Raw genomic sequence first — 14,635 nt, forward strand, 5'->3', positions numbered from 1 at the left:
TCCTTAATGTTCGGCGGGGGCGCCAAGATCGGGCGCCGGTTTATCATCATGACGGAAGGGTATGTTGGCCGTGTCCTCATGGACGGCTCGGCTGCCGGGTCGGAACGCCCAGAGGGCGATTCCGATGAAGACAGCGAACATGACCAGCAAAGCCCAACTATCGGCAAGCTCACGAAGGAAAGAATAGGTTTCCATAGTCCCCCCTTAGCGGCTTGCGTCAGGCGTGAAGGTCGAGAAGTCGACCAACGTGCCAAGCATTTGCAGATAGGCAACCAGAGCGTCGGCTTCGGAAATGCCAGCCCGGTCATCAAAGTTGCGAACGTTGACATTGTCACCGTAGCGTTCAAGCAGCCCGTCATAGTCACTGTCGGGGTCCGCCTGAGCGGCAAAGTCGGCCTGAGCGTTGTCGATCATCTCTTGGGTGTAAGGAACCCCTACAAGACGATGCGTTTTCAGCAAGTCAGCCACATATTCGCCTTCGACGAGCTTGGCTTCGAGGAAGCCGTACTTTGGCATCACCGATTCCGGAACAACCGACTGCGGGTCACGCAGGTGGTCGATCTGCCATTCGTCAGAGTAACGGCCACCAACGCGCGCCAGATCAGGACCTGTCCGCTTGGAACCCCACTGGAACGGGTGATCGTACTTCGATTCCGCCGCCAGAGAGTAGTGACCGTAACGTTCGACTTCGTCGCGCATCGGGCGGATCATCTGCGAGTGGCAGACATAGCAGCCTTCGCGGATGTAGATGTCGCGACCAGTCAGTTCGAGTGGGGTGTAGGGGCGCATGCCCTCTACATCCTCAATTGTGTTCTCGAGATAGAAGAGCGGTACGATTTGCACCAGTCCACCAATTGTTACCACCAGGAAGGCAAAGATTGCCAAAAGGGTAACATTTTTCTCGAGGACAGCGTGTTTGTCGAGAATTGCCATGTATCCGGTCCTCCTTATTCGGCCGGTGTGGCGTGCGCATTAGCGGCTTCGGCATCGACTGCCGGGGCTGCTTTTGCGGTCATCCACAAGTTGTAGACCATGATCAGGGCACCAGCGACGAACATCACACCACCCAGAGCGCGGACAACATACATCGGGAATTTGGCACCTACGGTGTCGGCAAAGCTCCAAACAAGGAAGCCATTGGCGTCAACTTCACGCCACATCAGGCCTTCCATGATACCGGTCACCCACATGGACGCCGCATAAAGAACGATGCCGATCGTGGCGAGCCAGAAGTGCCAGGACACCAGCTGGTTCGAATACAGACGCTCACGGTTCCACAGTTTTGGCACCAGATAGTACAGCGCACCAAAGGTGATCATGCCGTTCCAACCAAGCGCACCAGAGTGTACGTGACCAATGGTCCAGTCAGTGTAGTGCGACAGCGAGTTCACAGCGCGGATCGACATCATCGGACCTTCAAAGGTCGACATGCCGTAGAAACCGATCGAGATCACCATCATACGGATAACCGGGTCGGTGCGCAGTTTGTCCCATGCACCCGACAGGGTCATCAGACCGTTGATCATACCACCCCAGCTTGGCATCCACAGGATGATCGAGAAGACCATACCCAGCGTCGACGCCCAATCAGGCAACGCGGTGTAGTGCAAGTGGTGAGGACCAGCCCAGATATACAGGAAGATCAGCGCCCAGAAGTGGATGATCGACAGTTTGTACGAAAAGACAGGGCGTTCGGCCTGCTTGGGTACAAAGTAGTACATCATCCCCAAGAAACCCGCGGTCAGGAAGAAGCCAACGGCGTTGTGGCCGTACCACCACTGCGTCATCGCATCTTGGACACCCGAGAAGACCTGAACAGATTTGGAACCCCAGATCGAAACTGGAATGCTCAGGTTATTGAACACATGCAACATCGCGACGGTCAGGATGAAGGACAGGAAGAACCAGTTGGCCACATAGATATGGGGCTCTTTGCGCTTGACGATTGTGCCAACAAAAATGGCCAGATAGGCCAGCCAGACAACAGTGAGCCACAGGTCAACATACCACTCGGGTTCTGCATATTCTTTGGACTGGGTGCCGCCGAGCAGATAGCCGGTTGCCGCCAATACAATAAAGAGTTGGTAACCCCAGAACACGAACCATGCCGTGTTGCCGCCCCAAAGACGGGCCGCCGATGTACGTTGTACAACGTAGAATGAGGTCGCGATCAACGCGTTGCCACCAAACGCAAAAATCACCGCACTTGTGTGCAGTGGGCGCAGGCGACCAAAGTTGGCGTATCCTTGGGCCCAATCAAAGTTGAGCGCCGGGAAGGCCAATTGGAAAGCAATGAACGTACCAGCCGCGAAACCGACAACACCCCAAAAGGCGGTGGCAATCACTCCAGCACGGATCACATTATCCATGTATTCGTTCTGTGGTGCTGCCACCACGGGTTCATCTGTGTGGCGCAAAGTCCAGATAAACATCCCGGCGGCCACCGCCAGAATGATGATCGCATGGACTTGGTAAGCCACATCTCGTGCATAGCTGGCGGCGATCATCGCAAAGATCGCAACCAAACCAAGCACGATGAGCTTGATATAGTTCAACATAATTCGTCCCTTCGTCTGACCCACACGATTCGCAAAGCCGTGTGAGCGGTTATTAGACCGGCTCGTTTTTGCGCTGTTCGCGCGTTGTGGGCATTGATCTGCATCAAGAGAACTGCGCGTTTGCCTTGATGCTCGTCAAGGTGCGACCATCCGTACAGGTTTAGTCTTATCAGAGGTTTGGATCAGGAGGAACGAATGGCCTTCAAATCAATTTTTACGGTCGTAACGGACGCGGCTTTGGCTAAGTCGACGATTGATCATGCGGCGGTTGTCGCCCAAGGCAGCGACGCACATCTTGATGTGGTCTGTTTCGGCGTCGATCGCACGCAAACCGGTTATTATTATGCCGGTGCGAACGCGATGGTGCTTCAGGAAACCCTGAGTCGGGCCAATAAAGATGCCTCTGGTTTGGCGGCGTCTGCGCGCGAGCAGCTCGAAAAAACCGAGTGCCGCTGGGCGGTCGAGGATGGAGTGGCCCAGCTGGCCGATATTGGCCGCCATGTCTCGGCGCGGGCGCGATTCTCTGACTTGGTCGTACTACCAAAGCCCTATGGGGCAAATAGTGGCGTTGAGCTTGAACCGGTCTTGGAAGGGGCTTTGTTCGAAGGTCAGGTGCCGGTTTTGGTCGTTCCGGAAGACGTTGAGCCACCAACCCAGCCGCGCCGCGTGGTGATTGGCTGGAATGAAAGCGCCGAGTCGCTGCGCGCGGTGCGCGCCGCCTTGCCACTTTTGATTGACGCGGAAGCGGTGCATGTGGTGGTGATTGATCCGCCTCAGCACGGGCCAAATCGCTCTGATCCCGGTGGGCTGCTGTCGCAATACCTCGCGCGTCATGGGGTAAAAGCCGAGATTGACGTCTTGTCCAAAACCCTGCCGCGTGTCGCCGATGTGATGCAGCGCCATGTTCGGGACGTGAATGCCGATATGGTGGTGATGGGGGCTTATGGTCATTCTCGCTTTCGCGAGGCCATTTTGGGCGGGGCAACCCGCAACATGTTGGAACAGACCGAAGTCGCCACCTTTATGGCGCACTAAGAAGTGGTTGGTGGACCGGCGCTAGAGCTCAGGGCGGTGCCCTGAGCACGACGCCCCGCCCACCATCCCATTGGGTTGCGCTAGCCGGGTAGGGGGAACTACCCGGCTTGGATGTGGCCCGTGCTTACCGGAACGGCTGATCCAGAAATAAAAACCGCGTCTAATGCTCCGTTTTTGACGCGGGCGCGAAAGCCAATTTGGCTGGGGCGCCCCATTTCCAAACCTTGGGTGAGGGTGAGCTGGGTCTCGCCCTCTTTCAAATGCCCGGCCGCTAGTAGTTGCGCCGCCAAAATAGCGCTGGCTGATCCGGTTGCCGGGTCTTCGGGAATGCCCGCAGTGGGCGAAAACATCCGCGCCTGAAACCCCGTCTGTGACGGAGTATAGAGATAGGCGTTGTCCACCGCCCCGATTTCGATCGCCTGACTCCAGGCCGGTTCCATAGGACGGGCCTGTGCCAGAGCCGTTAAATCCTTGACCGGAACATACATAAACCGTGGGCCGCCTTCGAAAATACCGGGGCTGTGTTCGCCAAATCCAATATCTGTGGCCGAAATACCGAGCGCCCGCGCCAATACCTCAGCTTCTGGCGTTGTTCCTTGCTCTGCTTTGAAAGGCACCACCGGGGCCTGAAACTCGGCCCGCGTGACGCCGTTTTTGCGCCAGACCCGAACCGGAACCAGCCCCGCTTGTTCTTCAAGCGTGATGTCGGTGTCGAAATCACCGGACGGCTGGGCCTTGGTGGCCAAATGAATGGCGCAGCCAATGGTTGGATGCCCGGCAAATGGGATCTCGGCGGTCGGAAAGAAAATGCGCACTTTGGCGGTATGGGCCGGGTCATCCGGGGTTTGCACAAAGATCGTTTCGGAGAGATTGAACTCACGCGCAATGGTTTGCATCGCCTGATCCGACACATCATCCGCACCCAGAACAATTGCCAATGGATTGCCGGCGAAACGTTCAGTCGTGAAAACATCACATGTGGCAAAAGCCAGCGTCTTAGGCAAAAACGCCGCCATCGGCGTCATCCCCGGCTTCGTCCATCAACCGCGCCATGTCTGGAATGGTCACGTGTCGTTTGCCTTCGAGGGTGATAACACCATCGCGTTTCAGCGCCGAAATCTGGCGGCTAACGGTTTCCAAAGTCAAACCAAGATAGTCGGCCATGGCTTCTCGGGTCAAAGGCAGATCAAAGACCAGCGGCCCTTCGGGGACCGACGCCTCAACCGTGGCATTGCGGCGTGCAATGATCGACAAAAGCGAGGCGATCTTTTCACGGGCGGTTTTGCGCCCCAGCACCAACATCCATTCGCGTGCGGCGTCCAACTCATCCAGAGTCATTTCCAATAGGCGCTGGGCGATATGGGGGGTTTTGTTCATCAATACTTCGAACGGGGCCTTGCGAAAACAACACATGACAAGATCAGTTGTGGCAACCACGTCATACGCGGCGGACCCGCGACCGGGGCGGCCGACAAAATCAGACGGCAGTAACAAACCGACCATCTGGGTGCGGCCGTCTTCCATCGTTTGGGTCAACGTCGCAATTCCCGACACGACCGAGCCGACAAAATCCATGCGATCACCGGACCAGATCACCGTCTGACCGGCCTCGAATTTGCGGTAATACTTGATTTCTTCAAGCCGCTCGAGCTCATCCCCATCACACCGAGCACAGACCGCACGATGCTTAATAGGGCAATCGGCACACTCTTGCGAAACCGCAAGACTACGTTCATTCAGCATTGGCATGGTCCCGTGTTGATCTGGGTCAAGGTCGCGCTTCCCCAACGCTCATAAGTCTACTCGGATGGTGGACAGAACACAACTTGCACGATTAGGCCTCTTTGACGCCAAAGTGCCCCGCTACACTTCTTACCCAACGGCCCCGCATTTCGCCGGGGGGGTAGGGCCTGACCGATTCGTCGAATGGATCGAAGCTGTACCCGAGTATGGCGATATATCGCTTTATTTGCATGTACCGTTTTGCCGCAGGCTATGTTGGTTCTGCGCCTGTCGAACCCAAGGCACATCAACGCTTTCTCCGGTCGAGGCTTATGTCGGCACATTGATCGACGAGCTCAAGATGCTGCGCAAGCATTTGCCCAAAGGGGTCAAGCTGTCGCGCCTGCATTGGGGGGGCGGAACGCCAACTCTTTTGACGCCCGACATGATGAATCGCCTGATCGCGGCGATTCGGGAAACGGCTGACTTCTCTGACAACGCCGAGTTTTCGGTCGAAATTGATCCCAATGAAATTGACGCGGACCGGCTCAAGGCGCTGGCTGCGGGTGGGATGAACCGCGCCTCGATCGGGGTCCAGGATTTTGACGAACAGATTCAGGAAACCATTGGCCGCCCTCAGGGTTATGATCTGACCAAGCAAGCGGTTGAAATGATACGCGAAACCGGAGTGGCAAGCCTCAACGCCGACATCCTCTTTGGTCTGCCGCATCAATCCAAGGCCAAGATCACCGAAACCGTTCAAAAGCTGCTGAGTTTTGCGCCGGATCGTGTGGCCCTTTACGGCTATGCGCATGTGCCTTGGATGGCCAAGCGCCAACAGTTGATCCCCTCGGAGGCCTTGCCGACGCCGGACGAACGGCTCGAACTGTTTGAAACGGCGCGCCGGTTGTTCATGTGGGATGGCTATGACGAAATTGGCATCGACCATTTCGCCGCCAAGTCCGACGGCTTGGCCATTGCCCAAAAAGCCGGCCGTTTGCGCCGCAACTTTCAGGGCTACACCGATGACACCGCCAATGTTCTGATTGGGCTTGGGGCCTCGTCAATTTCGAAGTTTCCACAAGGGTTTGCGCAAAACGCCTCGGCTACTGGGGCCTATACGGGCAAAATCCGCGATGGCGTGTTTTCCACCGGGCGCGGCCATGTGTTCAGCGACGAAGACAAGCTGCGCTCACGTCTGATCGAAGCGGTCATGTGTGACTTCCGCATCGACGCGAAAGAGATCACAAGCAGCTTTGATATCTCCGAAGCAGAGTTGTTTGGCATGTTGCGGGCGGCGGATGATCGGTTCGAGAACATTCTTGAGATCACTGAAGATGGGCTTTTTGTACCCAAAGATGCGCGCACTTTGACCCGTCTGATCGCACGGTCGTTTGACGCCTATGACCTATCCAAGGCCGGGCATAGCTCAGCCATCTGAGGGTTCAAACCCCGCCAACCATTTCTTGAGGAGCGCATCCAACTGGCTGCGCTCTTCGTCGTTTAGGGGGGTGACGAGGCGTTTTTGATTGTCCACATGGGCGGTAACCGCTTGATCGACAAGGGTAAAACCTTGATCGGTTAGTTGCACAAGAAATCCGCGCCCATCTTTGGGGTCAGGGGTGCGGGTGATGAGCCCAGCCTGTTCAAGTCGGTCGAGGCGGTTGGTCATCGTGCCCGATGTCACCATCGTCGTCGCCATCAAGGCCTTGGGCGTCAAGGCATGCGGCGCACCAGATCGCCGGAGCGTCGCCAAAACATCAAAGCTCGCCAAGTTCAGCCCGTGTTTGGCAAATTGCGCAACGTGTTCTCGGCTTAGATGTTGGGACAGGCGCGATAGACGCCCAATGGTGCCCATTGGACCGGTGTCCAGATCGGGCCGTTCGGTGTTCCACTGGGCGGTGATGCGGTCAACATGATCCATAAAAACGATGTGCGGGATTTTTATCTTGACGTCAAGGTTTTCAATTCTATCTTGACGTCAAGAAATGTATCTCGACATCAAGATAGGTGATCTATGACCCGCTCCGCCGATATTGCCCTGACCGCGCTCGCCCCGATTGTATGGGGATCGAGCTACATCGTCTCGACCCAAGCTTTGCCGGGGTTTGACCCGATGTTGGTAAGCCTGCTGCGCGCTTTACCGGCTGGCTTGCTGTTGCTTTTGCTCACACGCCAGTTGCCGCCTTTGGACTGGGTGCCACGAATTTTGATCCTTGGGGCGTTGAACTTTGCGATCTTTTGGGGGGCACTCTTTGTGGCGGCCTATCGTCTTCCCGGCGGGATCGCGGCAACTTTGGGGGCGCTGCAACCGCTGATCGTCGTCTTTTTGGCCTCTGTGGTCTTGGGCACGGAATTACGACTGACGGCTATTCTGTCATCGCTGGCCGGGGTGTTTGGCGTTGCCCTGTTGATTTGGACGCCGGGGGTGCAATTTGATGCTTTGGGCATTGCAGCGGCGCTTATCGGTGCGGTGTCCATGGCGGTTGGCACGGTGCTGTCGCGCAAATGGCAACCATCGGTCCCACCTCTCACCTTTGCGGCATGGCAATTGACGGCAGGCGGGATTTTGCTCCTGCCTGTGGCCATCATCATCGCGCCCGATTGGCCGCATTTTGACACCTCCGCGCTGGCCGGTCTGGTCTGGTTGAGCGTTATCGGCGCGGCGCTGACCTATGTGGCCTTCTTCCGCGGCCTCGCCCGTCTTGGCCCCGCCACCGTGTCGAGCCTTGGCTTTCTCAGCCCTCTAAGCGCCGTTGTTCTGGGGGGGGTGTTTCTCAACCAAACCCTTTCCACACAACAATTATTTGGGGCAGGGGTTATCGTCGTGTCGGTCTGGGCGGCGCAACGCGCGGCCTCTCCCAAACCGCTGTTTCAGACCGCCAGATCAAAGGCCGCATGAAGCAAGGCCCGCGTGTATTCGGTTTTTGGCGCGTCGAAAATTTCGTCGGCGCTGCCAAATTCCACCACATCACCCTGTTTCATCACCATGACCTTGTGGCTCATGGCGCGCACAACCTTCAAATCATGGCTGATGAACAGATAGGCGAGGTCATATTTGCGTTGCAACTCGCGCAAAAGATCAACGATCTGCACCTGCACCGTCATATCAAGCGCCGAGGTTGGCTCGTCCAAGACCACCAGGCGCGGGCGCAAAACCATGGCGCGGGCGATGGCGATCCGCTGGCGTTGACCGCCCGAAAACTCATGCGGATAGCGGTGCATACTGGCCGGGTCGAGCCCGACTTCTTCCATCACCTCATGTACCAATTCGTAATGCGAGCGCCCATCCGGGCCCCCATGTACGGTGAGCCCTTCGGCGATGATCTGTTCGCAGGTCATGCGCGGTGACAGTGATCCAAACGGGTCTTGAAACACGATCTGGATTTCCGAGCGCAAGCGGCGCAATTCCTGCACCGACCATTTGCGCACATCTTCGCCGCGGTAGGTGATCGCGCCCTCGGATTTGATCAACCGCATGATCGCAAGGGCAAGGGTTGTCTTGCCTGATCCAGATTCGCCAACGATACCAACGGTTTCCCCGGCGCGCACCGAAATAGACGCGTCATTGACAGCCTTCACATAGCCAGTGGTGCGTTTCATCAAACCGGTCTGGATCGGAAACCAAATTTTGAGGTTCTCGGTGCTCGCGATGACATCGGCATCGGCGTCAACCGGTTCGGGGCTGCCGGTGCTTTCGGCCGACAAAAGCATCTGCGTATAGGGGTGTTGCGGATTGGCGAAAATCTCGCCCGTAGGGCCTTGTTCGACGATCTCACCGTTTTTCATAACACAGACCCGATCGGCGATTTTACGCACGATTCCAAGGTCATGGGTGATAAACAACAGGCTCATATCTTCGGATGTTTTCAGATCAGCCAGCAAATCCAAAATCTGCGCCTGAATGGTCACATCAAGCGCCGTTGTCGGTTCATCCGCGATCAAAAGATCGGGCTTGTTGGCCAATGCCATGGCGATCATCACGCGCTGACGCTGCCCACCAGAAAGCTGATGCGGATATGATCCGAGCCGTTTTTCCGGCTCACGAATGCCAACCTTGTTGAGCAGCTCGATGATCCGATCCCGCGCTTTGGAACCGCTCAACCCTTGGTGCAGGGTGATGCTTTCGGCCAGCTGTTTTTCCAGCGTGTGCAGTGGGTTAAGCGATGTCATCGGCTCTTGGAAGATAAAGCTGATATCGTTGCCGCGCACGTCATGAAGGCGCTGTTTGCTGGCTCCGATCATCTCTTGGCCTTCGTACAAGACCGATCCCTCAACCGTGGCGCTATCGCCAAGCAAAGACACGGTTGATAGGGCCGAAACCGATTTTCCCGACCCGGATTCCCCAACCAAAGCAAGGGTTTCTCCGTGTTCGATGTGAAAGGACACACCTTTGACGGCCTGATTGGTCTTACCGTCTTGGGTAAAGCTCACCCTAAGGTTTTTGACATCGAGAATGCTCATGAGAAGGTTTTCCTCGGGTCAAATGCGTCGCGCACACCTTCAAAGATGAAGACCAGCAACGACAGCATCACGGCAAACACCGTAAAGGCAGTAAAGGCGAGCCAAGGGGCTTGCAGGTTCTGTTTGGCTTGCAGGGTCATCTCGCCAAGCGATGGTGACGACGACGGCAACCCAAAGCCCAGAAAATCCAATCCGGCCAAGGTGCTAATGGTTCCGGTCACGATAAACGGCATGAAAGTCAGCGTCGCGACCATGGCGTTTGGCAACATATGGCGGAACATGATTGTCCAGTTTGAGACGCCAAGCGCGCGGGCGGCGCGGACATATTCAAGGTTACGGGCGCGCAGGAATTCGGCGCGCACAACGCCCACCAATCCCATCCAGCCAAACAGGATCATCAACACCACCAAAAGCCAGAAACTTCGTCCCAGAATGGCGAAGAGGATGATGATCACATAGAGCTGGGGGGTTGAGGCCCAGATTTCGATAACCCGTTGAAAGATAAGGTCAACCCAGCCGCCAAAGTAGCCTTGCAAGGCCCCGGCGATCACCCCGAGGATCGAGCTGCTGATGGTGACCAGAAGGGTGAACAGGATCGACAATCGGAACCCGTAAATCACCCGTGCGACCACATCGCGTTTGGTGTCATCGGTCCCAAGCCAGTTTTGATCATTCGGGGGCAGGGGGGCCGCACCGGGGCGATCCACCGACGTATTATAGCTATAGGGAATGATCGGCCAGATCATCCAGCCTTCTTGGAAACCGTCGCCAAGTTCGGCCCCGGTCCCGGCGTCGACCTGGTCGATCAACCCCTCGGGATCGTCTAGGCAGTCCTCGATGCCACCGGTGCGGATCAGGCATTTAACCTCGATATCGCGATAAGCGGCTTCGGATTTGAACTCACCGCCAAAATCGGTTTCCGCGTAGAAACTAAAGATCGGCATGCGATATTCGCCGCGATAATTCACCAGGATCGGTTTGTCATTGGCGAGGAATTCGGCAAAGAGCGACAGGGTGAAAATCACCAAGAAGATCCAAAGCGACCAAAAGGCGCGTCGATTGCGTTTGAAATTGCTCCAGCGGCGTTGGTTGAGCGGGGAGAGAGTGATTGCCATGGCCTTAGCCCTCCCGCTTTTCGAAATCGATGCGCGGATCGATAAAGACATACATCAAGTCCGAGATGATCCCGATCAGCAGGCCAATCAGCGAGCTGATGAACAAGGTGCCAAAGATCACCGGATAGTCGCGTTCGACCGCCGCCTCAAAGCCCAAACGCCCCAGCCCATCAAGCGAGAAGATCGTTTCGATGATGATCGAGCCGCCAAAGAACACGCCGATGAACACACCGGGCAAGCCTGCGATCACGATCAGCATCGCGTTGCGGAACACATGGCCATATAGGACCTTGCTCTCGCTTAAGCCCTTGGCGCGGGCGGTCATCACATATTGCTTTTTGATCTCGTCCAAGAAGCTGTTCTTGGTCAGCAAGGTCAGCGTCGCAAAGGCCGAAATAGTCGAGGCCAGCACCGGCAAAGTGATGTGCCAGATGTAGTCGTAGATTTTGCCAAACAGGGTTAGCTCATCAAAATTCTCAGATGTCAGGCCACGCAGTGGGAAAATCTGCCAATAGCTGCCCCCGGCAAAAAGAACCAACAGCAATATCGCAAACAGAAATCCGGGGATGGCATAGGCCACGATGATCGCCGCAGAGGTCCATGTATCAAAGGGCGTGCCATCGTTGATGGCCTTTTTGATGCCCAGCGGAATGGAGACCAGATAGGCAATCAGCGTCGACCAAAGCCCCAGCGAAATCGACACCGGCATCTTTTCCAACACCAGATCAATCACTGAAATCGACCTGAAATAGCTCTCGCCAAAGTCGAGCCGCATGTAGTTCCAAAGCATATTCACAAAGCGTTCGAGGGGCGGTTTGTCAAAACCGAACTGCGCCTCTAGGTCCTTGATATATTCCTCGGGGAGGCCGCGGCGGCCCACGCCCTCTTCTCCACCCGAGGCGATCTCGCCTCCGCCACCGGCGATCCCGGAAAAGGCATCGCCTTCGCCTTCGATCTCGGCAAGGATTTGTTCAATCGGCCCGCCCGGCACAAATTGCACAAGGGCAAAGTTGATCACCATGATCCCCAAGAGGGTCGGGATGATCAACAACACACGTCGGAGGAGATAAGCGCCCATATTGGATCAGAGCGCCCCAGCATCGCGCAATTTCTGCGCTTTGTCTTCGTCATACCACCAGATCGAGGTTTCCCCCATCGACAGGGGTGGCGGTGTATCTGTGTAGGGGCGCGAATAGACGTCAAGGTAGGCGACGTTATGTTCACCCTTGTACCATTGCGGCACCCAAATATGCATGGCGCGCAGCACCCGATCGAGCGCGTTGACCGCTGTATCAAGCTCTTCGCGGGTTTTCGCATCGGCGATGATACGGATCAGCTTGTCGACACCTTCGTTGTTCAGCCCGGCGACATTGACCGACCCAGGGGTGTTCACGGTTTGCGAGCCGAAAATCTGTTTTAGCTCGTCCCCCGGTGTCTGCGACATCGAAAAGCGTTGTGTGACCATGTCATAGTCAAAATTCTTCTCGCGTTCTTGCGATTCCGCCGGATCAACCCGGTTGGCCGAGGCGGCAATCCCAAGACGTTTGAGGTTTTCGACGTAAGGGTTGATCACCCGATCAAAGCTTGGCGCATCGTTGAGGATTTCGAGCTCAAAGGGTTTGCCATCTTTATAGCGAACACCGTCGTCACCAACTTCCCATCCGGCCGCATCCAAAAGCTTGCCAGCTTTGCGCAGGGTGCGGCGGTCGGCAAGATCGGAGGATTTCGATTTAGGCGGGCTATAGGCCTCTTCGGTAAAGACCGTCTCGGGGAAATACTCGCGCAGCGGTTCCAAAATCGCCAGTTCTGCGTCGCTCGGCATGCCGCTCGCTTGTAGGGTTTCGGAGTTTTCCCAGAAACTATCGGTGCGGCCATAGATGCCATAGAACAGCGATTCATTGGACCATTCAAAGTTGAAGGCCAACGCCAGCGCCTCGCGCACCCGTGGGTCGGCGAACTTGTCACGGCGCAGGTTGAACCAGAACCCTTGGGTGCCCGCAGGGCGGCCATCGGGGATCACCTCTTTGACAACATGACCGGCGTCTAGCGCTGGGAAATCATAGCTGGTCGCCCAAGTTTTAGACGAATACTCCTCGCGGAAGGCATAGGCCCCGCCTTTGAACGCCTCAAAGGCCGCTAGGTAATCGCCAAAATATTCGTATTTGATCGTGTCGAAATTATTGTGCCCAACATTGACCGGCAGGTCCTTGGCCCAATAATCATCGCGGCGCTTGTACGAGATCGAGCGACCCGGTTCGACTTTGTTGAGGTCAAATGGCCCCGATCCCATCGGCGGCTCAAGGCTGCTTTGGGTGAAATCGACCGTGTCGTAATAGGCTTTGGACAACACAGGAATGCCGCCCGCCGTCATCAACAACTCGCGCAGCGGACCCTCGGGGTTAAAGGTGAACTTTACCGTCAGATCATCAATCGCCTCGACGCTGACAAAATCGGCGAATGTGGTTTGAAAACTCGGGCGGCCCTTGTCCTTGAGGGTCTCATAGGAAAACACCACGTCCTGCGCCGTGACCTGCGTGCCATCGCGGAACTTGGCCTCGGGGCGCATGTGGAAAATCACCCATTCGCGGTTTTCCGGGTATTCCAGCGTATGCGCGAGCAAACCATAGCTTGCATCCGGCTCTTCGAGGTTGCCGGTCAAAAGCGTGTCGTAAAACACCCCGGCACCGGCGGCGGCATTCCCCTTGAGGATGTAGGGGGTCAGACTGTCAAAGGTGCCAAAGGCCCAGCTTGAAAACTCACCGCCCTTGGGGGCATCGGGGTTCACATAGTCAAAGTGGGTGAAATCGGCACCGTATTTCAATTCACCAAAGGTTGAGACGCCATGCGATTTAATCACCTTTTGCTCGGCCCATCCGATTGTGGCGATACAGGCAACCCCAAGAGCGAGCATTGCCCCAGTTACCAAGGGTCTAACGGATCGGGTTAAGGTGCGTGTTTGTGTCATCGGGCGGATCCGGGCATTGGGTCGCTGCATGTGGTCTCCCCTTTATCTGGTCAGCTTGGACGTCACTGACAATTCACGATCATTTTAGTTAATTTATAGCTAAAGGCAGGTGGGCGCGACATTCAAGTTGAGATTCCGTGATGTTACGCGATTTCGCCTATCGGTTGAGATGCGTTCAGGCACAAAAAAACCGCGTCCCGGATAGGACGCGGTCTGATTCTGTTCTGAAACCTTGGGGCTTAGCCGCCCAGAGAGTTCAGATAGCTGATCACATCAGCGCGATCTTCAGGCTTGGGGAAACCTTTGAACGCCATACCGTTGTTTGGTGCGTATTTCTTGGGGTTTTCCAAGAAACCAAAGAGATGCTCAGGCGACCAAACGTCGGCGGCCTCGCTCAGAGCTCCAGAGTAGTTGCCAAACCCTTCCGCGCTTCCAACCGGACGGCCAACCACACCATAAAGGTAGGGGCCTGTGCCGTTGGCACCGTCGTCAACCTTGTGGCAGCTGGCGCATTTCTTTTTGAACAGTTTCGCGCCCGAAGCCGCATCGCCCGCGGCCAAAACGGCTGCTACGTCGATTTCAACAACTTCTTCTTCTCCGCCTGCGTCGTCTCCGCCTGTGTCAATCACATAGGCGGCCTGTGCGTGATCGCCGTGCCCGCCACCGGTGTGGTAGAGCGTTTCGGCGACCCATTTGCCCAAAAGGAAGACCAGCAGCGATCCGCAGACGCCGCCTACAACTTTGGTCATGGTCATTGTGTCAAACATGAGGTGCCC

At 56.2% G+C, this 14,635-nt stretch carries 14 protein-coding genes; 3 read left to right on the plus strand and 11 right to left on the minus strand.

Going from position 1 to position 14,635, the window contains the following annotated elements; all coding sequences use genetic code 11:
- Window positions 1-3: 3 nt before the first annotated feature.
- From Q1A43_RS02280 to ccoN, 3 genes are read right to left on the minus strand one after another with little or no spacing between them, the layout of a single operon-like run.
- A complete protein-coding gene (locus Q1A43_RS02280; protein WP_299920974.1) occupies window positions 4-195 on the minus strand; it encodes a cbb3-type cytochrome c oxidase subunit 3 in 192 nt (63 codons plus the stop codon).
- A 9-nt stretch (window positions 196-204) separates the two neighbouring features.
- A complete protein-coding gene (gene ccoO, locus Q1A43_RS02285; RefSeq protein ID WP_299920972.1) occupies window positions 205-933 on the minus strand; it encodes a cytochrome-c oxidase, cbb3-type subunit II in 729 nt (242 codons plus the stop codon).
- Window positions 934-947: 14 nt separating this feature from the next.
- Window positions 948-2,558 (minus strand): cytochrome-c oxidase, cbb3-type subunit I, encoded by a 1,611-nt coding sequence (gene ccoN, locus Q1A43_RS02290; protein ID WP_299920970.1) that lies wholly within the window; start codon window positions 2,556-2,558, stop codon window positions 948-950.
- 195 nt (window positions 2,559-2,753) lie between these two features.
- On the opposite strand from ccoN, the gene Q1A43_RS02295 reads away from it, so the two are divergent.
- Entirely contained in the window at window positions 2,754-3,593 is an 840-nt protein-coding gene (locus tag Q1A43_RS02295; RefSeq protein WP_299920968.1) for a universal stress protein, read from the plus strand.
- 98 nt (window positions 3,594-3,691) lie between these two features.
- Here Q1A43_RS02295 and Q1A43_RS02300 read toward each other — a convergent pair whose 3' ends face one another.
- Together Q1A43_RS02300 and fnrL are read right to left on the minus strand one after the other, a co-directional pair.
- Window positions 3,692-4,609, minus strand: coding sequence for a PhzF family phenazine biosynthesis protein (locus tag Q1A43_RS02300; RefSeq protein WP_299932091.1), 918 nt, complete (start codon window positions 4,607-4,609; stop codon window positions 3,692-3,694).
- Complete coding sequence (gene fnrL, locus Q1A43_RS02305; protein WP_299932533.1) at window positions 4,590-5,336, minus strand: transcriptional regulator FnrL; 747 nt, start codon at window positions 5,334-5,336, stop codon at window positions 4,590-4,592. The genes Q1A43_RS02300 and fnrL overlap by 20 nt, the downstream gene beginning before the upstream one ends.
- A 64-nt stretch (window positions 5,337-5,400) precedes the next feature.
- Between fnrL and hemN the strand changes: the two genes are divergently transcribed.
- On the plus strand, window positions 5,401-6,756 hold the full coding sequence (hemN, locus tag Q1A43_RS02310) for an oxygen-independent coproporphyrinogen III oxidase (RefSeq protein WP_299932093.1): 1,356 nt from the start codon (window positions 5,401-5,403) through the stop codon (window positions 6,754-6,756).
- Here hemN and Q1A43_RS02315 read toward each other — a convergent pair.
- Complete coding sequence (locus Q1A43_RS02315) at window positions 6,745-7,239, minus strand: MarR family transcriptional regulator (RefSeq protein WP_299932095.1); 495 nt, start codon at window positions 7,237-7,239, stop codon at window positions 6,745-6,747. The two genes, hemN and Q1A43_RS02315, sit on opposite strands and share 12 nt — an antisense overlap.
- Before the next feature lie 93 nt (window positions 7,240-7,332).
- Between Q1A43_RS02315 and Q1A43_RS02320 the strand changes: the two genes are divergently transcribed.
- A complete protein-coding gene (locus tag Q1A43_RS02320; protein ID WP_299932097.1) occupies window positions 7,333-8,217 on the plus strand; it encodes an EamA family transporter in 885 nt (294 codons plus the stop codon).
- Here the strand turns inward: Q1A43_RS02320 and Q1A43_RS02325 are convergent.
- From Q1A43_RS02325 to Q1A43_RS02345, 5 genes are all read right to left on the minus strand, one after another.
- Window positions 8,190-9,779, minus strand: a complete 1,590-nt coding sequence (locus Q1A43_RS02325) for an ABC transporter ATP-binding protein (protein ID WP_299932099.1) — start codon at window positions 9,777-9,779, stop codon at window positions 8,190-8,192. The genes Q1A43_RS02320 and Q1A43_RS02325 overlap by 28 nt on opposite strands.
- Window positions 9,776-10,888, minus strand: coding sequence for an ABC transporter permease (locus Q1A43_RS02330; protein WP_299921251.1), 1,113 nt, complete (start codon window positions 10,886-10,888; stop codon window positions 9,776-9,778). Before Q1A43_RS02330 ends, Q1A43_RS02325 begins: the two co-directional genes overlap by 4 nt.
- A gap of 10 nt (window positions 10,889-10,898) precedes the next feature.
- Window positions 10,899-11,972 (minus strand): microcin C ABC transporter permease YejB, encoded by a 1,074-nt coding sequence (yejB, locus tag Q1A43_RS02335; protein WP_299920956.1) that lies wholly within the window; start codon window positions 11,970-11,972, stop codon window positions 10,899-10,901.
- A gap of 6 nt (window positions 11,973-11,978) precedes the next feature.
- Entirely contained in the window at window positions 11,979-13,889 is a 1,911-nt protein-coding gene (locus tag Q1A43_RS02340) for an extracellular solute-binding protein (RefSeq protein ID WP_299920954.1), read from the minus strand.
- 209 nt (window positions 13,890-14,098) lie between these two features.
- Window positions 14,099-14,608 (minus strand): cytochrome c family protein, encoded by a 510-nt coding sequence (locus Q1A43_RS02345; protein ID WP_299932101.1) that lies wholly within the window; start codon window positions 14,606-14,608, stop codon window positions 14,099-14,101.
- Window positions 14,609-14,635 lie beyond the last annotated feature (27 nt).

Source organism: uncultured Pelagimonas sp. (genome assembly GCF_947498515.1).
GTDB lineage: Bacteria > Pseudomonadota > Alphaproteobacteria > Rhodobacterales > Rhodobacteraceae > Pelagimonas.